The 23,683-nt window shown below is 41.7% G+C and carries 21 protein-coding genes; 16 read left to right on the top strand and 5 right to left on the bottom strand.

Going from position 1 to position 23,683, the window contains the following annotated elements; all coding sequences use genetic code 11:
• Positions 1 to 494: 494 nt before the first annotated feature.
• The 7 genes from IM475_RS13630 (at position 495) to IM475_RS13600 (ending at position 7,490) form a co-directional block, all read left to right on the top strand.
• Entirely contained in the window at positions 495 to 1,220 is a 726-nt protein-coding gene (locus IM475_RS13630) for a PEP-CTERM sorting domain-containing protein (protein WP_287727925.1), read from the top strand.
• Between the two features lie 85 nt (positions 1,221 to 1,305).
• Positions 1,306 to 1,527 carry a DUF433 domain-containing protein gene (locus tag IM475_RS13625; protein WP_002750124.1) on the top strand — a complete coding sequence of 74 codons (222 nt, stop codon included), beginning with the start codon at positions 1,306 to 1,308 and terminating at the stop codon, positions 1,525 to 1,527.
• A gap of 131 nt (positions 1,528 to 1,658) precedes the next feature.
• Positions 1,659 to 2,468: an ATP-dependent sacrificial sulfur transferase LarE gene (gene larE / locus IM475_RS13620; RefSeq protein WP_287659248.1), complete on the top strand. Its 810-nt coding sequence runs from the start codon at positions 1,659 to 1,661 to the stop codon at positions 2,466 to 2,468.
• A gap of 260 nt (positions 2,469 to 2,728) precedes the next feature.
• Positions 2,729 to 3,739, top strand: coding sequence for a permease (locus IM475_RS13615; RefSeq protein WP_045359294.1), 1,011 nt, complete (start codon positions 2,729 to 2,731; stop codon positions 3,737 to 3,739).
• A 24-nt stretch (positions 3,740 to 3,763) separates the two neighbouring features.
• The gene (locus IM475_RS13610; protein WP_287727923.1) at positions 3,764 to 4,555 is read left to right on the top strand and encodes a TIGR03943 family putative permease subunit; all 792 of its coding nucleotides are present in this window, start codon (positions 3,764 to 3,766) and stop codon (positions 4,553 to 4,555) included.
• A gap of 49 nt (positions 4,556 to 4,604) precedes the next feature.
• Entirely contained in the window at positions 4,605 to 6,083 is a 1,479-nt protein-coding gene (locus IM475_RS13605) for an Ig-like domain-containing domain (RefSeq protein ID WP_287727922.1), read from the top strand.
• Between the two features lie 30 nt (positions 6,084 to 6,113).
• Entirely contained in the window at positions 6,114 to 7,490 is a 1,377-nt protein-coding gene (locus tag IM475_RS13600; RefSeq protein ID WP_287727921.1) for an aldehyde dehydrogenase, read from the top strand.
• A gap of 11 nt (positions 7,491 to 7,501) precedes the next feature.
• Here the strand turns inward: IM475_RS13600 and IM475_RS13595 are convergent, their stop codons facing one another.
• Positions 7,502 to 8,911, bottom strand: coding sequence for an isochorismate synthase (locus IM475_RS13595; RefSeq protein WP_287659242.1), 1,410 nt, complete (start codon positions 8,909 to 8,911; stop codon positions 7,502 to 7,504).
• Between the two features lie 235 nt (positions 8,912 to 9,146).
• A complete protein-coding gene (locus IM475_RS13590; RefSeq protein WP_004163818.1) occupies positions 9,147 to 9,551 on the bottom strand; it encodes an NIL domain-containing protein in 405 nt (134 codons plus the stop codon).
• 41 nt (positions 9,552 to 9,592) lie between these two features.
• Here IM475_RS13590 and IM475_RS13585 point away from each other — a divergent pair, with 41 nt between their 5' ends.
• The 3 genes from IM475_RS13585 to IM475_RS13575 all read left to right on the top strand — a co-directional run bounded on the left by IM475_RS13585 (position 9,593) and on the right by IM475_RS13575 (position 12,691).
• Positions 9,593 to 10,144 (top strand): thioredoxin family protein, encoded by a 552-nt coding sequence (locus IM475_RS13585; RefSeq protein ID WP_287659241.1) that lies wholly within the window; start codon positions 9,593 to 9,595, stop codon positions 10,142 to 10,144.
• 308 nt (positions 10,145 to 10,452) lie between these two features.
• Entirely contained in the window at positions 10,453 to 10,806 is a 354-nt protein-coding gene (locus tag IM475_RS13580) for a hypothetical protein (RefSeq protein WP_287727920.1), read from the top strand.
• A complete protein-coding gene (locus IM475_RS13575; RefSeq protein WP_287727918.1) occupies positions 10,775 to 12,691 on the top strand; it encodes a hypothetical protein in 1,917 nt (638 codons plus the stop codon). Before IM475_RS13580 ends, IM475_RS13575 begins: the two co-directional genes overlap by 32 nt.
• 32 nt (positions 12,692 to 12,723) lie before the next feature.
• Here the strand turns inward: IM475_RS13575 and ftsH are convergent, their stop codons facing one another.
• Positions 12,724 to 14,688 carry an ATP-dependent zinc metalloprotease FtsH gene (ftsH, locus tag IM475_RS13570; RefSeq protein ID WP_287727924.1) on the bottom strand — a complete coding sequence of 655 codons (1,965 nt, stop codon included), beginning with the start codon at positions 14,686 to 14,688 and terminating at the stop codon, positions 12,724 to 12,726.
• 132 nt (positions 14,689 to 14,820) lie between these two features.
• Between ftsH and ccsB the strand changes: the two genes are divergently transcribed.
• From ccsB to IM475_RS13545, 5 genes are all read left to right on the top strand, one after another.
• The gene (ccsB, locus tag IM475_RS13565) at positions 14,821 to 15,807 is read left to right on the top strand and encodes a c-type cytochrome biogenesis protein CcsB (RefSeq protein ID WP_287727917.1); all 987 of its coding nucleotides are present in this window, start codon (positions 14,821 to 14,823) and stop codon (positions 15,805 to 15,807) included.
• Between the two features lie 157 nt (positions 15,808 to 15,964).
• The gene (locus tag IM475_RS13560; protein ID WP_287727916.1) at positions 15,965 to 16,858 is read left to right on the top strand and encodes an aspartoacylase; all 894 of its coding nucleotides are present in this window, start codon (positions 15,965 to 15,967) and stop codon (positions 16,856 to 16,858) included.
• 56 nt (positions 16,859 to 16,914) lie between these two features.
• A complete protein-coding gene (locus IM475_RS13555) occupies positions 16,915 to 18,237 on the top strand; it encodes a serine/threonine protein kinase (protein WP_287727915.1) in 1,323 nt (440 codons plus the stop codon).
• Between the two features lie 242 nt (positions 18,238 to 18,479).
• Complete coding sequence (locus tag IM475_RS13550; protein ID WP_287727914.1) at positions 18,480 to 19,724, top strand: ATP-binding protein; 1,245 nt, start codon at positions 18,480 to 18,482, stop codon at positions 19,722 to 19,724.
• A gap of 46 nt (positions 19,725 to 19,770) precedes the next feature.
• Entirely contained in the window at positions 19,771 to 20,355 is a 585-nt protein-coding gene (locus IM475_RS13545; RefSeq protein ID WP_287727913.1) for a Uma2 family endonuclease, read from the top strand.
• Positions 20,356 to 20,368: 13 nt separating this feature from the next.
• Here IM475_RS13545 and IM475_RS13540 read toward each other — a convergent pair whose 3' ends face one another.
• Both IM475_RS13540 and ntcA read right to left on the bottom strand, forming a co-directional pair.
• Positions 20,369 to 21,856, bottom strand: a complete 1,488-nt coding sequence (locus IM475_RS13540) for a DUF3084 domain-containing protein (protein ID WP_287727912.1) — start codon at positions 21,854 to 21,856, stop codon at positions 20,369 to 20,371.
• A gap of 7 nt (positions 21,857 to 21,863) precedes the next feature.
• Entirely contained in the window at positions 21,864 to 22,541 is a 678-nt protein-coding gene (gene ntcA, locus IM475_RS13535) for a global nitrogen regulator NtcA (protein WP_002793163.1), read from the bottom strand.
• 214 nt (positions 22,542 to 22,755) lie between these two features.
• Between ntcA and fabI the strand changes: the two genes are divergently transcribed.
• Complete coding sequence (gene fabI, locus IM475_RS13530; protein WP_002760333.1) at positions 22,756 to 23,532, top strand: enoyl-ACP reductase FabI; 777 nt, start codon at positions 22,756 to 22,758, stop codon at positions 23,530 to 23,532.
• Positions 23,533 to 23,683 lie beyond the last annotated feature (151 nt).

Below are 23,683 nucleotides of genomic sequence, written 5' to 3'. Positions count from 1 at the left end.
GCTTCGCCCCTACAGGACGCGGGCCGATGAAGACGCAAGGTTTGGAAGCACAATTCTCTCAAAATCTTGCACCTGTGGGAGCGAGAAAAGCCACAAAAACCTTACCTTGCCTACATTTCACATTTATTCAGCAAGCCCTACCTAAATTACACTAAATCCGGTTATTAAAAACTGCTGATTGTCGGTATTCCTGCAAATGTAAGATGCACCAGGTCAATTTATTGCGGGGGAACCTAGGAGCGAAGGTGATAATTTCGGTCAAAGAAATAAGTAGAGGTAGAACCTCGCTTATCTGCATTCCAAGCTATAACCTTGCAACCAGTCAAAAATATTTATATAAACCAGAACTATCTTAAATATAAAAATCAATAAAAAATTATGATTAAATAACCCTTGACTTCCCCCCCCTTGTGATACTTTTTGCTGTGGGATATTGGCGCAAAACTAGCGTTAAATATGACCATATTTCTGTCCTAATTATGGCCATCAAATCCATGAAAAAATTACTGACAATTTTAACCCCCTTGACTCTGATGGGGTTGGCTGGGGTTACTCCTGCTCAAGCGGCAATAGTAGCTGGTTGGAATCAATTTACCACTGATGGGGCATCTTACCCCAAAGCGGCGGATACGGTTGGCACGAATATAACCAGCACTGGGTTAAACACCGCCGGGATACGTCATTTATCCTCAAAATTTGTAGGGTTCAATTTTGCTCTTGGCGGTCTTAATACTGCTTCAGATGGCTCAACTGGCTCATGGAATACAGGTAGCACTGTTAATACTAGCCAATACCTGGAATTTGCCGTCCAACCTGGTGCAGGTTTTCAAGTCGATTTTACTAACTTGCAACTCAATGCGAAGCATGATGAAAACCAGCTAAATTTGGTCTTGCGCTCTAGTGTTGATGGGTTCACCAATAATTTAGGGACACAAGTTAGCCTAACAGATAGCTTTAATACCTACAGCTTTGACCTAAGCAGTTTAGCACCCCAAACCGGACCGGTGCAGTTCCGTCTCTATGGACTGAATGCTCAGTCAGATGCTGTCTTCTTCCTTGGTGAAAACTCCGCTAATGTTGCCGGGGGTGGGTTTGTGGCTCTTAATGGGGATATCACCCCTACTGGTGGCGGTGCTGTATCAACCCCGGAACCTAGTGGTATAGTGAGTTTAATCGCTGTTGGTGCGTTGGGTGCCGCTTCCCTTCGTCGTCGGGGATAAATTATCCTTGGCAGGGGCAACTACAGAGGGGTTGCCCCGAAATGCTATCATCAATTTTAGATTTGATCACCAGTTAATCAACATTATGTCATACAAAGATATTATTACCATAGAACCGGGAAAAAGGAGCGGAAAACCTTGTATTAGAGGAATGAGAATTACTGTTTATGATGTTCTCTCCTATCTGGCTTCGGGAATGACTTATGAGGAAATTTTAGAAGATTTTCCTTACTTAACCAAGGCGGATATTTTAGCCTGTTTGAGTTATGCCGCCGAGCGTGAACGTCAAACCATTTTAGTTAACTAATGAAATTACTTTTTGATCACAATTTATCACCTCGTTTAGTTAGTCTATTAATCGAGGGGTAGCCCTGATTAATTACGGCACGGCATATAATAAAAAACGGTCTCCCTAAACCAGTTGCCAAAATCGCCGCCATGGACAGTCAATTACTCGATAAACTCGGACAATTACAAAACCTCTTAAAAACCAGCGAAAAAGCTCTGATTGCCTATTCTGGGGGCGTGGATAGCACCCTAGTGGCAAAAGTGGCCTATGATCTGCTAGGGAGTCAAGCATTGGCAATTACGGCGGTTTCCCCTTCCCTACTGCCGGAAGAATTAGAAGAAGCGATCGCTCAGGCCGATTATATCGGTATTCGGCATGAATTGGTGGAAACCGAGGAAATGAATAACCCCAATTACACCAGTAATCCCGTTAATCGCTGTTATTTCTGCAAAAGTGAGCTACACGACACCCTTAAACCCCTCGCTCTCGCTCGTGGTTATTCCTACGTCATCGATGGCGTTAATGCTGATGATTTAAGGGATTATCGTCCCGGGATCCAAGCCGCTAGGGAGCGCGGCGCTCGTTCACCTTTGGCGGAAATTGGTATCACAAAAAGCGAAGTTCGTCAACTATCTCGTTACTTAAATTTACCTTGGTGGGATAAACCGGCGCAACCCTGTTTAAGTTCCCGTTTTCCCTACGGGGAGGAAATTAGCCTGGAGAAATTGCAAAGAGTCGGACGGGCGGAGATTTATCTGCGAAAATTAGGTTATCGTCAATTACGGGTGCGATCGAGCGGTGATACGGCACGGATTGAATTACCAGCAGCAGAAATCCCCGACTTTATTAATCGGACAAATTTAAGCGAATTAGTCGCTGATCTGCAAAAATTAGGCTTTATCTATGTCACCCTCGATCTAGAAGGTTATCAAAGCGGCAAGCTTAATCGAGTCCTCTAAGTGTGAGGTGATGGGAGAGTGGGAATTATGAATTATGAATTATGAATTATGAAGTGGGGAAGTGGGGAAGTGGGGGAATTTCAACTAAAACCCTAACACCCCAAAACCCCAAAACCTAAAACCTGTCCCCTGACAACACAGAAGTCACTCGATCGGATATATTAAAAAAATGTTAAAAAGCCGGGGAGCGGACTGATGAACCTTTTTCTGGGGTTCCTAAGTCTTTACCCCTAAACCTCTAATTGCCAAGGCGAGGATAGATGAGTCAACTACAAAATGCCTTTACCCTATTCCTGAGCCTGTTGGTGGAAGCGATGCCTTTTTTACTGCTAGGGGTGATTCTCTCTAGTATTCTTTTAATATTTGTCGATGAACGTCGCCTAGTTGCCTTGATGCCTCGAAATGCTGTTTTAGGAGCATTTGTGGGGGGATGTATTGGTTTTTTGTTTCCCGTCTGCGAGTGTGGCAATGTGCCGGTGGCGCGACGTTTACTTGTGCAAGGAATGCCGAATGCAGTAGCGGTTAGTTTTCTCTTAGCAGCGCCGACAATTAACCCGATTGTTATCTGGTCCACTTGGGTAGCTTTTCGCGATCAACCGGAAATTGTTTTCTATCGAGTTATCTTTTCTTTGTTCATCGCTACGGTTATCGGTATTATCTTTAGTATCCAAAAAGATCCCCGACCGCTCCTCCAAACCTCTTTGGCAAAAAGTCTCAATTGGCAACCGCAAACACCAGAAAAAGAATCTATCCCACTACTACTACAATCCGGTTCTTTTCTGATCGGTAATTCTGGCAAAACTTTGCGCTTAGACGAAAGTTTTGCCGCTACTGCTGTCCTACCAGCAGTGCAAGCTATCCCGATGAAAAGGCGCTGGTTAACTTTTCTGGAAAACGTGGTGATGGAATTACGCGAATTAGGAGGAGTGTTAATCTTAGGAAGTGCTATAGCGGCCGGTTTACAGGTGTTTGTTCCCCGGGAATTTGTTCTTAATTTGGGTCAGGATCCGATTACTTCGATCTTGGCCATGATGCTGTTAGCGGTAATTGTTTCGATTTGTTCCACGGTTGATTCTTTTTTTGCCCTCTCCTTTGCCTCTAGTTTTACCAGTAGTTCCCTACTGGCTTTTCTAGTGTTCGGTCCAATGATTGACCTGAAAGGGATTGGTTTAATGTTGTCTATTTTTAAACCGAGAATGTTAATTTATCTCTTTGCTTTAGCAGCGCAAATGACTTTTTTACTCACCTTGGCTCACAGTTATTTATTTTAGGTCAGTACCTGGATAGTTTTTCCCATGAATTCATCACGTCTAAAAATAATCGCCCCCCAATTTATCGATATTATTGCCCTAATCGGTTGGGGTTCGTTACTATTTAAATACTGGATAACTGGACAGTTAAATTTACTGATCCATCCTAATTATTTTTTTCTGGTTCTCATCACCAGTATTGCTTTATTTGTTCTGGGAATAGTCAAGCTTTGGACATTATTAAAGCAGTGGCAAAAAAAGATTAATTTAGATAGTAACGATAATCGATCGCATATTACCATTCTTCCTCAACATTTTGGCTCAGGTTTATTAGTAATCACTGCCCTTTTAGGCCTATTTATCGCCCCGCAGCCCCTCAGCAGTCAAATCGCATTACAGAGGGGAATTAGTGAATCTTTACCCCTAACTCGCGTGCAAACTCAATCCTTTGGCACTACCGTTAAACCGGAGGAAAAAAGTTTAATTGAATGGGTAAGAACTTTGAATGCTTACCCCGAACCTGATGCCTACACAGGACAACCGGTAAAAGTCACAGGTTTTGTGGTGCAATTGCCCCAATTACCCGATAATTATTTATTAATTAGTCGCTTTATTCTTACCTGTTGTGCTGTGGATGCTTATCCCGTGGGTTTGCCAGTGAAACTATCAGGAAGTCGCAGTCAATATCCCAATGATACTTGGTTAGAAATCACCGGAGAAATGGCCACGGAATCTTTACCCATAGAGGGAGGAAAATCAACCACCAGAAGACAATTAGTAATTAAGGCCAAATCCGTGAAACCTATACCCACTCCTGCGGATCCCTACGGATATTAACAGTTAACAGTTATCAGTGAGCAGTTGTTGTTACTAACCATCTACTATAATGATCAAGACCTTACAATTACAACCGATTGATAAATTAGCAATAACATTAATTGTATCGCTAACCTTAGTAATTGGTGGCTTAATTTGGTTGGGTAATAGCTGTGGTAATCAATGTCTTTTACAAACCGGTCCAAGAGTCAAGGAATTTAGCTGGGAAAATCGAGAAATTGGAGCGGAAGATCAAGCATTTATTATCACTTTTGATCGCCCGATGGATCATGCTAGTGTAGAAAAAAATCTAGTTATCGATCCTGCGCTGCCGGGGAAGTTTAGTTGGGCCGGAAGACGATTAGCTTATACCCTCACTTCTCCCATTCCCTACGGAGAGAAATATCATCTGCAAATTGAAGGTGCGCGAGAACAATTTCGCAGCGGTAATCGATTAGGACAAACCCTGGCAATTTTTGAAAGAGAATTTAAAAGTCGGGATCGTGCTTTTGCCTATATTGGCACTAATGGGGAAGAACAGGGAAGATTAATTTTTTATAACTTGACCGAGGAGAAGAAAACCCTCTTAACCCCCGCAAATTTGACCGTTATGGCTTTTGAATTCTATCCTGATGGTAAAAAAATCCTCTTTTCGGCCGTGGCGAAAAATCGGGGGATAGAGGGAATTCGTGAACTGCAGCTTTACCAAGTTGATAGCAGTCAATCGCCTCTAAAAATTGAGTTAGTGCTAGACAATAAAGATTATCAAAATAATCACTTTGATTTAGCTAAAGATGGGGAAACTATTGTCGTGCAGAGAATTGAGCGCCGCAATCCGATTAACTTCGATTTATGGGCAGTTAAATCGGGGGAAAAACCCCAACAATTAAACATCCAAGGCGGAGAATTTTTGATCGCACCTGATAGTAAAACTTTAGCTGTCACCCAGGGGGAAGGAATCGCCCTTTTGCCTTTAAAAACCGAAACAAAACCCCTAGATTTTTTACCAAAATTTGGGCGAATTTTGAATTTTTCTGCTGATGGTACAGCTGCGGCAATGGTGAATTTTAATACTGATAATGCTAAAATGCGTTATATTCGATCGCTTTTTTATGTCAATAATCAAGGATTACAAAAACGCTTACTCAATCTACAAGGTTCGATTATAGATTGTCAATTTAATGCCACTGGTAGTGACTTGTATTGTTTGTTAACCGAGTTAGTTACTAACAGTCAAGAGTACAAAGAAAAACCCTATTTTGCTAAAATAGATGTGAAGACTGGTCAAGTGACTCCCCTACTGGAATTAGCCGATTATCGTGATATTCACATTAGTTTATCTCCCGATAGTTTAGCGATTATTTTTGATCAACTTCGCACCAGTTATGATAGTAATCCCACTAATCCCCTGACTACCGATTCAGGAGAGACAATTATCGGTGGTCGTTTGTGGATGTTAATTCCTCCCCTACAAGATGGAGTAAAAGCAAGTAAATCTGATTTAATTGAATTACCTCTAGAGGGAATTCGTCCCCAGTGGATGCCGTAGAATTTCATTATTAACTTGGGAATTATTTCGATGCTGTCAAACTCAGAAAAATTAGCCAAATTGCGTCAGTATTTTGCCAGTGGTGCCACTCGTTCCTATCAATTCCGTCGTCAGCAGTTAGAGAAGTTAAAACAGGCAATCATTAAATATGAAGGGGATATCTATGAAGCTTTATATAGCGATTTAAAGAAAAGTCCCGAAGATTGTTGGATTACTGAAAATGGCTTCCTTTTGGTGGAAATTAATACCGCTTTAAAAAATTTGCGCTCATGGATGCAACCCAAAACTGTTAAAACTAATCTTTTAAATTTCCCCTCCTCTAGTCAAATTATCCAGGAACCTTTAGGAGTGGTTTTAATTATTGGTGCTTGGAATTATCCTCTCCAATTGTTATTAGTACCTTTAGTTGGTGCTATTGCTGCCGGTAACTGTGCGGTATTAAAACCGAGTGAGTTTGCCTCAGCGACGGAAAAATTAGTAGTTAAAATAATTAAAGAGATATTCCCTGAAGAATATGTGTTAATTGTACCCGGAGATGGTGCGGAAGTAATTCCGAATATGTTAGACAGTTTTACCTTTGATCATATATTTTTTACTGGCAGTACAAGGGTAGGAAAAATTATTTATCAACTAGCGGCAGCAAAGTTAATTCCCGTTACTCTAGAATTAGGGGGAAAAAGTCCCTGTGTTATCGAAGCTGATGCTAATATTTCCGTGGCAACCCGTCGCATTGCCGTGACAAAATTCTCGAATTGTGGTCAAATGTGTATCGCAGCTGATTATGTTTTGGTACATCAATCCCAGCAGGAGAATTTGATCAGAGAATTAGCTAATACTATTGTTAATTTTTTCGGTGAAAATGCCAGATTAAGTGCTGATTATGGTAAGATAATTAATGAGAAACAATTTGATCGCTTGATTGAATTTCTCCAAGATGGTGAGATTGTTTTTGGAGGCAAAACTGATCGAAAAAATTTATATATTCAACCAACTTTATTAACTAATGTTTCCCTCGATGCTCCTATTATGCAAGGGGAAATATTCGGTCCAATTTTACCGATCATTGCCTTTAGCACTTTTGAGGAAGCTTTAGCAATTATTGCTAAAAACCCTAACCCTCTAGCTTTTTATCTGTTTACTACTAAGGCAAAAACCGAAAAGAAATGGTTAGAATCAGTCCAGTTTGGGGGAGGTTGTATTAATAACAATAGTTTTCATTTTACTAATCCTAGTTTACCCTTTGGTGGTCGAGGAAATAGCGGTATTGGTAGCTATCATGGTCGTTTTTCCTTTGAGAATTTTAGTCACCAAAAAGCGATTATGAAAACACCTCTTTGGTTCAATCCCGCTTTAAAATATCCGCCTTTTAAGGGTAAATTAGGCTTATTTAAGTTATTGGTTCGGTGAAAAGCTATAGTTTAGGTTAAAGCTTTTAAGAGAGCTTGAAATTTAAGCTGAATTTCTGCTAGTTCTTTTTCCGGATCGGAACCAGCAACAATACCCGCACCAGCGTATAATCGCGCTCGATTGCCTTCAATTAAGGCCGAACGAATACCGACAATAAACTCACTATTATTTTGACAATCGATCCAACCCAAAGGAGCGGCATAAAGAGAGCGATCAAAGGTTTCATAATGACGAATTTGTGCTAAAGCGATCTCGGTGGGAACCCCAGCAACAGCAGGAGTGGGGTGTAGTTGGGCAACAATTTCGAGGGGATGGATGGAGGGTTTTAGTTTAGCATAGATAGGAGTCCAGAGATGTTGAATATTGGAGAGTTTTAACAATCTAGAGGGAGAATTTTGCGGATTTAAGCCAATTTGTCGCAGTTTTTGGTTAATAAAGTCACTAACGGCCCGATGTTCCCGTTGTTCCTTTTCACTAGCGAGGAGTTTATTGGCTAAAAGAGCATCTTCGATCGCATTTTCTCCCCGGGGGGCGGATCCCGCTAAAGCATCGGTGATTAATTGCCCCTGATGGACAGTTAACAAGCGTTCGGGACTAGCGCCGATAAAATGATCTCCCCGTCCATTGCCGAGGGAAAAAGTGTAGCAATCGGGATGACGCTGACGCAAATTATCGAGACAGTTTACCAGATGAAAAGGACGGGGAGAAATCACGTCAAGAGCGTGAGCGAGGACAATTTTGCTAAAATTTTGGGCGTGGATAGATTGGAGTGCATCGGCAACAGCCGCTTGAAAATTATAGGTAGGATGAATATAGTAACTACAGGAATCCTGGTGGGGATTTTGTCGGCAATTGCTCGAGTTATTTTGGATAATTTTGAGGTTGTTGATAGTTTCTTCGAGGGAGTTTTCTATTTCTTTTTCGCTGGTGATTAGGAGATTGGTAAGGAAAAAATATTCCGACTGTTTTTTGATAATTTGAAACTTAGGCAGGGTTAGGGTAGCTGAGGGAAAGGGGGTAGCTCTTTCCGAGTCGAAAAAAGTGAAACTACAAAAGATGCGGGGAGTAATCTCGCTATAGTTATCAATTTTAATAATTCTTTGTTGACAGTTTTCAATAAATTTTTGAGCTTTTAAAAAACGTTGTTTGCCGTGGAAAGTGGCAGTAAAGGCGATGCCGTAGCCGAGAAAAGCGGTTTCTTGTTCGGGATTTTCCCAATAACAATGGGTGGCATAGCTAGAGGCAATCCGAGAGAGAATTTCTAGGGGATCAACGGGGGAAATTTTTTGACAAAAACTAACGATCGACGGATTTCCCTTTTCTGCGGCTAACAGTTGCGGGTTGAGGATAAAGTTATAGAGGCCGCGAAGATCAGCAATCGGACTATCAGGATAGGAAAGGCGAGGAACGGCAGAAGTCATGTCAAGTTTTTTGTATTTTTTGCAAAAAAACCATGATTAATGGTATGTAATCCCCACAGATGTGGCCAGAGTCAGCAATCTCTTTTTAACTATGGTATCGGAGAAAGGGTCTTTATGTAGAAAGAAACTGGGATATTTGTGACGATTAACCGCGTTGGAGACAAATGAAGGCTTAAAATCTCCAGAGACGGCTATTATTTAAATGGGCAAAAAAATTAATTTAATAACTGCTACTTTACAAGTTTGTAGAAATTGCCGCCACGGGACAAGTGGGGATACATTGTTCACAAACCACACAACGGGAACGCAAAAACTTGAGACGAAAACTTTCGGGATCAAGGGTTAAAGCTTCCGTGGGACAAACTCCCGTACATAACCCACAATCGACACATTTTTCTTCATCGATGACGATTTCGCGACTAACTTGGGAAACGCCAATATTTTGTAATTGTAACCATTCGATCGCCGCTTCTAGCTCATCGATATCTCCCGATAATTCTAATACTAATGTTCCCACTTGATTGGGGGCAACTTGGGCGCGGATAATATTAGCGGCGACGTTAAAATCCTTCGCCAGTCGATAGGTAACGGGCATATGGACGGCTTTTTTGGGAAAAGTGAGAGTAACTCGTTTTTTCATGAGGATAGGATAGGATAGGAATAATTTTTGAGAGACTATCCATGACAGCCACCACACCCACCAATAAAATCAGAAATCTGCTGCTGGCAGTAACGGCAGTTATCCTTAGTGTAGCGATTTTCTTCGGGTTTCAAACCACCGCTAGTTCTGTATCTTTGGAAGCGCAAGCGGAAAAAGCGACACCTTTCGATCTTGCCCTCAGCAATGGTAAACCCACCCTAACAGAATTTTATGCTAATTGGTGTACCAGTTGTCAGGCGATGGCCGCTGAAATTGCCGAAATTAAAAAACAATACGGTAATGCCATTAATTTTGTCATGCTCAACGTTGATAATAATAAATGGTTGCCGGAAATTCTCCGTTATCGTGTGGATGGTATTCCCCATTTTGTCTTTTTAAATAATCAAGGACAACCAGTTGCCCAAGCGATCGGAGAACAGCCAAAATCAATTTTAACTGCTAATTTAGAGGCACTTTTAACTAATTCTACCCTACCCTATGCCACCACTACGGGACAGTCTTCTGATTTTAATGTCCTTGCGGGTGCTAGTCAAACCGATCCTCGCAGTCACGGCAGTCAAGTTAAGCAGTAATCAGTAATCAGTAATCAGTTATAGCGGTAAGCGCTTGAGTGAGATACAGACCAAGCCTTGCCTAGCATGGTTTATAGCTCGTGACACTGTACTTCATACGACTGCACACCGCTATATCAGTTATCAGTTATCAGCGGAAAGCTCATGGCTGAAAGCTATCATTCAAGAGTCAACTATCAATAGGTAAGTACCTAAGCAAAATTAATTACACATATCTAACCACCTCTTGCCTCTTGCCTTTTGCCTATCTTCCCTAGGAAATTTATTTTACACGACTACTTACATTTCATTGACTGAATTTTTTAACTATGGCGATTATTGTCCAACATTTGAACACAGGTAACGAATATATATTACTAGGAGTTAGTGGGGGTGAAAGTAAGAATATTTTACCCACCAAAATGTTAGGGGATTTCTTCGCAACCGAGACTCCAGATAAATCTCGATCGCTGACGGTTTGTGATGATCAAGGCCGGATACTTTGGTTTCCCGTCACGGAAATGATTGTGGTGGAGGTAGATGGTCAAAAACCCGAAGAATTATTACCAGAAATTATCGCTCCTGAACCGGTTCCTTTACAATTAGATAAAGAGAATCAACCTCAGTCCCCAGAAAATCAAGGAAACATCGATGAATTTGCCGAAGATGACGATTGGATCTAGAATTAAATATCTAATTTTAGCGGGAATAATTGCCCTATTTACTATTGGCTTTAATTCCCTCTATTCTGTTTCTCAAAACTCGATCGCTTCCTTCCCCGTTGCCGAAGTTAAACCCCAATATCTTAACGATTGGACACCAGAATTAGAGGCGGAATTTCAACAAAGGGCCAAGCAAGTTATTAACCATTTTGCTAAGGCAGAAAGTTATGGCAATTTGTGGGGAGAAAACGAGAAAAGATCCTATCCTATGGCCATGTTTGATTTCTTAGCAGGAAACCGGCAAAAAGCCCTAGATTTCCTGCAGCAGGATGACCCACAAACAGCAGAACAGGCCCACACTGATTATATAGATTATTATTTTTCTTTTACCCTGAAAGGACAAATTAGAAAATATTTTCTTCTCGGAAAGTATCTCGATCCAGTTTATCGTCAGAGAATGTATAATGCGGCGAAAATTTGGACAGAAACCGACCCTTTACAACGGCCTCACCCTATCCACGGTACCGGCCAAGGAACGGGTAATGATTGGAGTATAACAAGACGGGGTTTATGGGTAGATAGTCGCAATACTGATAACCTGCGGGCGATGCGCGAAACATCAGTTTATCTGATGGCCGAAGAAACCGGCAATGAAGCAACTCGTCAAATTTATAAAAGTAAAATTAAGCGTTACGTTTCGGCTTTATATAACATCGGCATGGGAGAATGGGATTCAGAAGTTTATCACGGTCACACCTTTGCTCCCTATCTCAATCTCTACGATTTTGCTCAAGATACGGAAGTTAAACAATGGGCAAAAATGGCCTTAGATTGGTTAGCCATGGCCGCTAGTGTTAAATATTATCGCGGTGGTTGGGGCAGTCCAGTAAAACGCGATTATGGTGGTAGTAATGGGGTAATGCGATCGGATTCTGCCCGCACTTTTTGGTTATATTTTGGTGATACCCCTGTCCCCAATAATCGCCCGGAATTGGACTCTCTTTATCTAATTACCAGTGGTTATCGTCCTCCTTTAGCGGTGATGGAATTAGCCCGAAAAAACTTTAATAAACCGGTAGAAATTCTCGCCAGTAAACCCTTGTATGAAAACTGGAAACCGGGCAATAATCAAAGTCCGGGTTATTGGGAAACTCAATTTATTGGGGCTAGTTATCAAATGGGTAGTCTGGCGGGAACTTTTCCCGATGGCGATGTGGCCCCGTTTAAATTAATGGCCTTTAATCAACATAAAGGTGTGGATTTTTTTGTGGCTAACACTGGCAAAAATGGCGTAAAACCGGGCAAAAATCCTGGGGATGAAATCGGACAATATCGTAATCTTTTAATCTGGTTACGACCAGCAGATCAAGCTTTTTTCTGGCAATTACCGAAAACGGCCAAGGTAGAAAAAGATGATAATATCTGGTTTATTCAATTAGAAAAAACTTGGTTAGCCCTGAGATTAATAAATCTTTCTTCTCCTGAAATGATCGAGATTCCTAATTCCCCTTATCCCGATGATAACACCTACCAAGCTTTACCCACAGGTAACAATTATGCGGGTTTTGCTCTGGAAGTGGGGGAAGCGGCAACCCAGGGCAGTTATGAGAATTTTAAGGGCATATTTAAGCAAAAAAGTCAAGTAAATTTAACTCAAATTAAGCAAGGCAGGGTTTTATTTAAAGGCAGTCAAGGGCAGAGTTTACAATTTACCTATAATCAAGTCAATCTACTGCCGATGTTAATTCGTAACGGTCAAAAGCACGATTGGTCAAAAAATTTCGCCCTTTATAACAGTTTAAGTCGAGATAACTCTCCCGTTTCTTTGCCATGGAAAAAGGGAAAATTAACCGTTAAAGCAGGGAAATATCAATTTTCTAATGCTTTGATCCTGTCTTCTCCTTAAGTTAGATCTTCTCGACTATTTATGAGGATTGATCAGACCATTTGCGCTTGATTTAAGAATTCTTGCAATTCTTCTCCTTCGATTACTTCCGTGGTCAAAAGATTAGCAGTAATGGACTCTAATAAATTGCGGTTGTGACTAAGAATTGCTAGGGCTTTTTGGTAACTAGCGTCGATAATTTGTTTCACTTCTTCATCGATCGCTTTCGCAGTATTTTCCCCGATTGAACGCCGGGGACTACCCTGATTATTACCTAAAAAATTAGCCTGTCCCGTTTTATCGTAGGCTAGGGGACCCAAGGATTTACTCATACCATAAATTGTCACCATTCTTTCCGCAATATCCGTCGCCCTTTGTAAATCGTCGGAAGCGCCATTAGTAACACTGCCAAGTATTAATTCTTCAGCAGCCCGACCGCCCAATAACATAGTAATTTGTTCTTTAAATTCGGTTTCTGTCATCAAAAAACGGTCTTCCGTGGGAATTTTCAGGGTATAACCCAAAGCGGATAAACCCCGGGGAACGATGGAAATTTTCTCCACCCGACCACCTCCAGGCATGACAGCGCCGACTAAAGCATGGCCGACCTCGTGATAAGCGACGATTTTCTTTTCTTTTTCCGATAAAACCCGACTTTTCTTTTCTAAGCCGGCGATAACTCTTTCTATCGCCTCTTTAAAATCAATTTGACTGACTTTTTCCCGATTATTGCGGGCAGCCAAGAGAGCAGCCTCATTGACGAGGTTGGCTAAATCGGCCCCGGCAAAACCGGGGGTTTGGGTGGCGATCGCTTTGAGGTTAACATCTTCACCCATCTGGACTCGTTGGGCGTATATTTCCAAAATTGCCAATCTTCCTGCTAAATCGGGACGATCCACCAAAACTTGACGATCAAAGCGCCCCGGACGTAATAAAGCGGCATCAAGAGTCTCTGGGCGATTGGTGGCGGCTAAAACGATGACGACAGCTTCTTTGGGGCTAAAACCGTCCATTTCTGTCAAAAGTTGGTTTAAAGTCTGCTCGCGCTCATCATTGCTGCCGCTAGTTCCCGATCCCGAACTTCTCGATTTACCGATCGCGTCCAATTCATCAATAAAAATGATGCTAGGGGCATTTTTCTTCGCTTGGGCAAATAGATCCCGCACCCGGGCTGCCCCGGTCCCGACAAATAATTCCACGAATTCCGAGGCCGAAATGCTAAAAAACGTCACTCCCGCTTCCCCCGCGACCGCTTTCGCTAAGAGAGTTTTCCCCGTCCCCGGCGGTCCGACTAAGAGAACACCCTTAGGAATACGCGCCCCAATTTTATTAAAGCGCTCGGCATCCTTGAGAAATTCGACAATTTCCTTTAACTCGGTTTTTGCTTCCTCGGCCCCGGCCACATCACTGAAGGTAATCGGATATTTTTCGCCGTCTCCGTAAACTTTAGCGAGATTTTTATTAAAAAGCAGCGATTTACGCGTGTCATCGTTGCGATAGAACAGAAACTGCATGGCGGCGACTAAAATTAAGGGGGGAACCACCCAAGCGAGGAGAGTGCTGATCCAACTGTCTTCGGCCACGGGAATCGCCTCGAAGATTACGCCTTTTTGCTGTAATAGTTGGGGTAATTGGGGGTTATCGACTGGAATCGTCGCAAAAACTCGTCCGGAGACTAGATTACTGCTCGGTTTGCCCACCAGAGAACTAGAATCACCGTGAAGGGGATTACTTGATTCTGGCGGATTAACGGGGGGATTACCCGGAATAGGCAGGGATTCTAAAGGATTTTTTAATTGATAATAAATTACTTGATTGCCAATTCTGACCCTACTGATGTCGCCCCGTTCCACTTTACTGATAAATTCGCTGTAGGGTTCGAGGGGAATATTGGATAATTCTGAGGAACGTGGGATAAGAAAATAGCCTAAAGCGGCAACACCAGAACAAATGAGCAGGATTTTGCCTAACCGCGGCAAACGCGACCAGGAAAATTGATTATCTTCTTGATTAGCCATAATTTTTAGGGTGGGTGAGAGTGAAAATACAAAGTTCATACTAACAATTCCCTGTCTCGATCGCCTTACCGATGGGATAGGATAGAGGATGGAATACTTGGTAGCGAGCGAGCGACAAACGAGAGAAATCCCATGAATTTAGTTAGCTTAGAGAACTTTCTCGATAACACTTCTTTTTTAGTCCTGTTTTTAACCATGCTGGTTTATTGGGCCGGGGCAGCCTTTCCTAGCATACCTTTGTTGCCTGGCCTGGGCAGCACGGGAGTGGCCATCGCTAACCTCTGTATCGCCGCTTTATTGGGGGCGCGCTGGTTAGAAGCGGGTTATTTCCCCATTAGCAATCTTTACGAATCTTTATTCTTTCTCGCTTGGGGTGTAACTGCGGTTCATTTAATTGCTGAGTACAATAGCCGCAGTCGCCTGGTGGGGGTGGTGACGACTCCTGTAGCCATGGGGATTACCGCTTTTGCCACTTTGTCCTTACCAGGGGAAATGCAAACTTCGGCGCCCTTGGTTCCGGCTTTAAAATCGAATTGGTTGATGATGCACGTTAGCGTCATGATGTTAAGTTATGCTGCTTTGATGGTGGGTTCCCTGATGGCGATCGCTTTTCTGATCGTCACTAGAGGTCAAAATATCGAGTTAAAAGGCAGTTCCGTGGGTACGGGTGCCTATCGTCTGCAAAATAAGTTATCTACCACTCTTTCCGCGCCAGTTTTCATGGAAACGGCTAACGGTGCCACAACCGCCCTTTTAACTCCCACCTTAACAGCGATGACGACCCTTTCGCCCCAACGTCTCAGCTTGGCGGAAACCCTCGATAATATCAGTTATCGGGTCATTGGTCTTGGTTTTCCCCTTCTCACTATCGGTATCATCGCCGGGGCGGTTTGGGCGAATGAAGCTTGGGGTTCCTATTGGAGTTGGGATCCGAAAGAAACTTGGGCGCTAATCACTTGGTTAGTGTTTGCCGCTTATCTCCATGCCCGCATTACCCGGGGATGGCAGGGAAGAAAACCGGCTATTCTAGCAGCCAGTGGTTTTGTTGTGGTTTGGGTATGTTATTTAGGGGTGAATCTTTTAGGTAAAGGTCTTCATTCCTACGGCTGGTTTTTCTAAATCAGTTATAGGGGTGGGTTGTGGGGTGTAGGGTGTGGGGTGTGGGGAGTTTTCTCAGTGAACTGATAACTGATAACTGATAACTGTCTCCTAACCCCACCAACAAACTTTTTGCCGCAAACCATAAATAATTACAACTTTTCAAAAATTATAAAAAATGATCGAGCAGAAAACTACTATTAAAAATCTGGCTTTAATTGCAGGTGTGCATGGCAATGAACTAACTCCCGCTTATTTGGTTAAATACCTGCAAAACTCAGCTAATCTTATTGCTCGCAGCAGTTTTCAATCCCACACTCTCATCGCTAATCCCTTAGCCCTAAAGCAACGGGTTAGATATATCGATACGGATTTAAATCGTTGTTTTAACCGAGCAGATTTAGCCAATCCTAATTATCGGCAACATGAACAACTAATAGCGAAAAATATCTATCAACAAATCCGAGAAAAATCCATCGATTTATTAATCGATATTCACAGCACCACATCTAACATGATGCTGGCGATTATTTATTCTAACCCCCATCCTTGGCTATTAAAACTCTTTACCTATCTGACTAAAATTAATCCTGAGGTGCGCTTAATTTATCATCCCGTCAGCGAGGAAGAAAATCATTTTCTGAAAGGAATTTGTCCCCTAGCTTTTACCCTCGAAATCGGTCCGGTTAACCATGGTGTCATCTGTCCCTATCTTTTTCGTCAAACCGAAACACTCATCTATCAAATCCTAGACTACATCGAACAGGAAAATTATCTCGCTGCCCATCTCGATACTTTCAGCGAATCCCTAACAGTTTACCAACGTTTAGGCTCGATCGATTATCCTAGGGATGAACAGGGTGAAATTAAAGCCATGTTACATCCTCAGATTCTCCAACGAGATTATCAGGCAATTCAACCCAATCAACCGATTTTTCTAGGATTTGATGGTCAGGAAATTATCTATCGTGGTGAATCTGAATTATATCCTATCTTTGTCGGAGAATCTTCCTATAAAGAAAAAGGAATCGCTCTTTGTTGGACAGCAAAAAAACAAATCGATATTAATTAGTACCTCCACAGCAGTTTTCCTGAAAAAAAACAGGTCTAAATAAGGGAAAAGCCACTATGACCTTTACTTCTGATTCTCTTTTAGCTGAACGTTACCAACTGCAACAACGACTAGGAAATACCGCTATCGGTCGTCAAACTTGGTTAGCTACCGATGTATTATCTCAGGAATCGGTAATTATTAAACTCCTCGCTTTTAGTCCCCAGATGGAGTGGGAAGAATTAAAATTATTTGAACGGGAGGCAGCCGTCTTAGCTTCTCTCCATCATCCCCGTATTCCCCGCTATCGCGATTATTTTTCCCTCGATAAAAATCAAGGTGATGGGATTCCTTGGTTTGTACTTGTACAAGATTATATACTGGGAGAATCCTTAAGTGATCACTTAGAAAGGGGGCAACGTTTCACCCCTACGGTAATTCGGACTATTGCCCAAAAAGTTCTCGAAATTCTCATCTATTTGCACGAATTATCGCCCCCAGTATTACATCGAGATATTAAACCTAGTAATTTAATTATTAACTCGGAAAATAACGTTTATTTAGTAGATTTTGGGGCAGTCCAGTCCCGCGGTGCAGTGACGGGAGTTACTTTTACTGTGGTGGGAACGAGTGGTTATGCACCTCTAGAACAATTTTGGGGCCGAGCAGTTCCGGGTTCTGATTTATATGCCTTGGGCATGACTTTAATTCATTTATTGACGGGAATTGTGCCGATAGAACTGCCCCACCGCGACTCTAAAATTCAATTTCGCCAACTGGTGACAATTGATGATGATTTAATCGATTGGTTAGAAACTATGACCGATGTAGCGGTAGAAAAGCGGTTTAAAAGTGCCAGAGAAGCCCTAAAATTTCTTCAACATCCCTACCATCGTCAAGTATCAAGTTTAATCGATCCTAAAAAATTACCAAAACCTCCCCACAGTTCCATCCGTATCGCTAAACACCGGGATAATTTAGAGATTAATTTACCCCCCAAAATTAAGCTGCCTTCTGATGCTCCTACCCTCTGGTCTTTGGCAATTGTCCTTACTATCACAGTCTTTATCTCCCCGATTCTTACCTTTATTATAGCTCTAATTGCTTTTATTTGTTTGCGAGAAATGCAATTAGTTCTTAGCCCTCAAGAAGTTTTAATTAAATATAAACTTTTCAATTTTATCTACAAAAAATTTGCTTTTAAAACTCAAGATTTATGGGGTATTTTTCTCCATAGTAATGGCACAGAAGGTAACTATCAGATTCGTCTGCGGACGGCTAAAAATTATTATCTTATCGGTCAGAATCTCCGCGAGGATGAATGTCTCTGGTTAGGACAGGAAATCCAAGATTGGTTAAATTTTATCAAATATAACGTTTCTCATCAAGAGGAAGTGTAACCTGACAGGGTATTATCAACCGTCTCCCCAAAACGAAAACCTTGTACCTCATCTCAAGAAATCTTGGGAATTAGTCGGTAGGCATTTTACCTTTTTTAACCTTAATCTTGCAGAGATTACCCTATCTTGATAGAATAATAACTGATTTACATTCCCTTGGCTACAGGACGGCAATTATTAAATCGAATTAGGAATTACAAAAAATCAGCCATGAAATGTTAGTTATTAGTGGAGAATAAAAAATGATATCTGAAATTTACCAAAAAGTCAGCTTGTTAGTTTTGTATCAAGGGGTTTTTGATAATGCTATTGGCCAGGCATTTATTACCCTATTATCTACGGATAATATCGCCGATTTTCTAAAAGCCTATGGTCAATGGTTTCAAGCTTTAGCATCTAAAAATATTAGTTGGAATGATTTTCTAGTCGAACAAATTTTATTAGATGACAATCCCTTTAGTCAACAGGTACAGAAAAAAAGTGTTTGGGAGTTACCCGAATCTTTAATTAATGGCGTGAAACAGGATTTATCTATCCTCCAATCTCTCTATAATTCTAGCATTTATAGCCTCAGCAATTCGACAATTTTTGAACGAATTAAATTTCTCAGTTTCCCCGCTTGGGAAGTGGACAATAAATTAGAAAGTTTTCTACATTCTGGTTTAGATTGGCCGGAATTAGTCGAAGATCTAGCCGATTATTATCGTGAGTGTGGTACAGGAATTTTTGCCCGTTATCAAGCTTTAAGGTGGCAAGAAGGCAGATTACAAGGAATTACTCATCCCGATCCCGTGCAGATTCAAGACATAGTCGGTTATGAAATGCCCAAGGAAACCTTGATTAAAAACACTGAGTTTTTATTAGCAGGTTATCGCGCTTTAAATGTCCTACTCTATGGCAGCCGGGGTTCGGGAAAATCTTCTCTAGTCAAGGGATTATTGCAAAAATATCATAGTCAGGGATTGCGCTTAATTGAAGTGGCAAAATCGCAATTAAAAGACCTACCATTAATTATTGAAATCCTGCGAGATTTGCCCCAAAAATTTATTATCTTTGTCGATGATTTATCCTTTGAAGAAGACGATGAAGCTTTTAAAGCTTTAAAGGTTGTTTTAGAGGGAAGTGTCACCGCTAGACCGAAAAATGTCGTAGTTTATGCCACTTCTAATCGCCGACATTTAGTCAGAGAATTTTTCGCCGATCGACCCCAACCAAAAGATAGTGATGAAGTGCATAATTGGGACACAGTACAAGAAAAATTATCCTTTAGTGATCGTTTTGGTTTAACCCTAACTTTTGAACCGGCTAATCAAGAAAAATATTTGGAAATAGTGCATCATTTAGCAAGTTTAGCTAAATTAAAAATTAGCTTAGAAGACTTAGAATTTCGTGCCAAACAATGGGCAACCCAACATAATGGGCGATCGGGAAGAACTGCTAGACAATTTATTGATTTTCTCCAAGGGGAATTAGAATTAAATAGGTAGCATTAATTGTGTTATGATTAAATAAAAGAATATCTAATCTGTAAAAATGTTGACTCAATCTCCTCCCGAAATTCTCAGCTTAGAAGAATATCGCAACCTAGAAACTAGCGCAGAAACTAAACACGAATATCACGACGGGGAAATTATCGAGATGACAGGGGGAAGCATCAATCATAATAGTATTCTCATTAATCTGATTGTTCTGCTTAAATTAGCTTTAAGAGGAACTAATTATCGTCTTCAATCTAGTGATCTACGTCTATGGATCCCCCAATATAATCGAGGTTTATACCCAGATTTAATGATCATTGCCGGGGAACCATTATTGAGTGATAATCGCAACGATGAAATTTTAAATCCCTGCCTAATTATCGAAGTTTTATGTCCTTCCACCTCCAGTTATGATCGGGGTGATAAATTTCGTTATTATCGTTCTATACCCCAATTAAACCAATATCTTCTCGTCAGTCAAGGAGAGATACTAATAGAATCCTATAGCAAAACCTCAGAGAATAATTGGTTACTGCAAGAATACACCCCAGCTAGGGGAATTATATCCCTAGATTCTTTAGGAATTAGCTTAAATCTTGCCGATATTTACGAAGGAATTGATTTTAATCTCAACTCCTAACTTTAGCTATCTTTTAAGAAGACGTACTAAAAATAATTTTACCATCTTTTACCGCTACTAAACGCAAAGTTAAGGGGCCAGCAGTATTAGTTTTACTAGCAGCAATTGCCTCAAGTGTCTCGATAGAATTACCCGACTTTTTCACTTGACCAATAAAGTTAACTACCGTAGTTAATAACCCATCTTCCACTTGAATTGACCCTAAAACTCCCGCACTTCTAGCGCGAAATTGAGCCGAAGCTAAGAGTAAATCTAAACGCTTTTGTAGGTCTTCTTCCGTCATATTTTGGGGATCAATGGAAACGGCAGCGATTACCTGTTTCTCCTCAAAAACTCTTTGATTGGGAACCACATCAGCAAAGACACGAATCTCGGTTTCTCCTAAAACATAATTACCTGCTGAAAGGATTCTCACCACATATTCTTTACCGTCCTGTAATTGTTGACTTAACTGTTCTACCTGTGCTTTTGTGATCTTAACTAAACGCTGGTCAAAATTAGGCTGATTCGGTTGGGTGGCACGGATAGCATTTATATTCGCTTCTCGCAATAACTTATCAATAACAGCGACAATAGCTTGAGTATCAACAATACGAAAAGCTCCAAAAGATAACACCTGTCCCCGGAAAATAGCGATTTGTTTTTCCCGCAATTCTTGATAGGTTTGATAGTATTGCTCTAAAACTTCCACTTCCCGCTTAAGAAAAGCCATTTGGGTTTCTAAATCTTTTAATTTTCCCTCGCGCTGTTCCAAAGCCAAATTTTTATCCACAATCGATCGATCGAGTTCTCCAATGCGTTGATCCCGGCGATCAATTTCTAGCTGTAGGGTTTTTTGTTGAGTTTCCAACTGTTGAAGTCGCGCTTGTCTGGTTGTTAATAACTTTTGTTGATTAGCCAACTCTTTATCTCTAACTTTAACGGTGGTTTGTAGTTGATTTATCTGACTAGAAAGAATTGATTTTTGTTGAAACAATTGATCCCGTTGACTGCTTAACTGTGCCTTTTGATTAGTTAAAATAACTCGTTCATTATTTAAATTAGCCACTTCCTTGCGGAACTTTTCCAACTGTCCCGAAACTAATCGCAAACGTTGACGAGAAGCTTGATAATTTTTGTTAAGAACCTCTAGACGTTTCTGCACAGCTATCTGTTCACTTTTAGCCGTTTTTAAAGCCTTTTCCACCTGATTTTTTTGCTCGGTGGTTTTTCTTACCTGACTTTCTAAATCTTTGATAGCGGCACGACGTTCATTTAACAGGCGATCCAGTTCAAAAACCCCTTGACGCAGGGATTTACTAGAAGCAAACAAGACAATTAAAGTGGAGCCGGCGATCAAAATTCCCGTTACAATCGTCATTAAAGTTGCGGTTTGTTTCGGACGCAGATTAAATAAACGCATCCTTTTCTTACCGATACGGCTCCCTATGCGATCGCCAACCGCCGCTATCAGACCACCTAAAACCACGATGGCCAAAACCAAAATATAAGCGCTAGTCATCCAGAATTTAAGTAAATTGTTGACTGAGAGCGACGGGATTATGGACGGTAATTTTCTTCTTGTAAATTGAGACCATTTCTTGATCCCGCAGCTCTCCCAATAAACGGGTGACAGTGACGCGGGTAGAACCGATCGCTTCTGCGATCGCTTGGTGAGACAATTTTAGATCCACCCGGATGCCATCGGTGGTGGGAACCCCAAAATCACGACAGAGAATCAATAAAAAACTGACCAAACGGGAACCCATATCCCGGTGAGCCAAGGTTTCGATCATCATTTCCGTTTGCAGAATCCGCGAGGACAACCCCTGCAGCATCAACATTGATAAATCGGGATTATTGCGGAGGGATCTTTCTACCTGATCGATCGGGGCCGAGAGTAATTCTACCGGAGTAAAAGCCACGGCATGATAAAAACGATCCGATCGCTGGCCGGTGAGTAAGGATAGCACACCAAAGACGCTATTTTCCCGCAGTAGAGCCACGGTAATTTCTTCTCCCGCTTCATAGACTCGCGACAACTTAACGGCTCCTTTCAGCAAAAAATAGACTCTTTCGGCGGGATCTCCCGGGAAAAAGATCGTTTTGCCACGCTCGAACAATTCCACCACCGGGGGGAAATTGCCGCTGCCGATTCGACGGAACACATCTGCTAGGGGTTTATCTTGTATTAGGGATAAGTCCATCTCACATCCAAAAAAGGGGAAAATTGTTTTTATTATGCAACGAGTGTCACCTCTATTAAACATAACCGCTGCCTAAACTGGGAAAAGTTTTGGGCGCTTTTTGCCAGACAATGGGGGAGGGGTGATCATTGCTGCCCCGTTATCTGTATCCCTATTATACCGAATCTCGCTGGGGTCGGCTATTGGGGAGATTTTTGTAAGAGAAACGAGAACTATGTTAGATTTAACGGGAAAAAACGCCCTAGTGACGGGAATTGCCAATAATCGCTCGATCGCTTGGGGAATTGCCCAACAACTCCATCAAGCTGGTGCAAATATCGGTGTCACCTATCTCCCCGACGAAAAGGGCCGTTTTGAGAAAAAAGTGCGAGAATTGGCCGATGAACTTAATCCCGCTTTTTATGTCCCCTGCGATGTCCAAAATGACCAACAGGTAGAAGATACTTTCGCTACAGTGGCGGAAAAATGGGGCAAACTGGATATTTTGATTCACTGTCTCGCTTTTGCCGATAAAGAGGGTTTAACGGGCGATTTTACCGCCATCCCTCGGGAAGCTTTCACTAAATCCCTAGATATTAGCACTTTTTCCCTAACCCGTCTAGCGCGATCGGCTAAACCTTTGATGACGGAAGGGGGAAGTATTATCACTCTTACCTATCTCGGTGGTGTCAAGGTAATTCCTAACTATAATTTAATGGGGGTGGCAAAAGCTGGTTTAGAAATGAGTGTTCGCTATTTAGCCGCCGAATTAGGTGGTCAAAAGATCCGAGTTAATGGTATTTCCGCCGGTCCAATTCGCACCTTAGCATCTTCGGCCGTGGGGGGAATTCTTGATATGATCCATCATGTGGAAGAAATCGCTCCTTTACATCGCACCGTGACACAAATTGAGGTGGGAAATACGGCCGCTTTTTTAGCCAGTGATCTTGCTAGTGGTATTACCGGTCAGATTATTTATGTAGATTCCGGTTACGAAATTATGGGAATGTAGTTTTAAGTAGGTAACGTCAGTTCGGGATAAGGGAGGAAAGAAAAGGCGGGGGCTAGTAAGCTGAAAAATATATAAACTCAGCACCCCCAACCCATCTATGTCTAGTCTAGAAGCTCTTTTCTGTCATGTCGACGACTTCTGCCGTGTATTT

Origin of the sequence: Microcystis sp. M061S2, from assembly GCF_020245605.1 — a bacterium.
GTDB lineage: Bacteria > Cyanobacteriota > Cyanobacteriia > Cyanobacteriales > Microcystaceae > Microcystis.
Note: the sequence above shows the minus strand (reverse complement) of the source record. Positions and strands in the feature narration are given on the sequence as shown.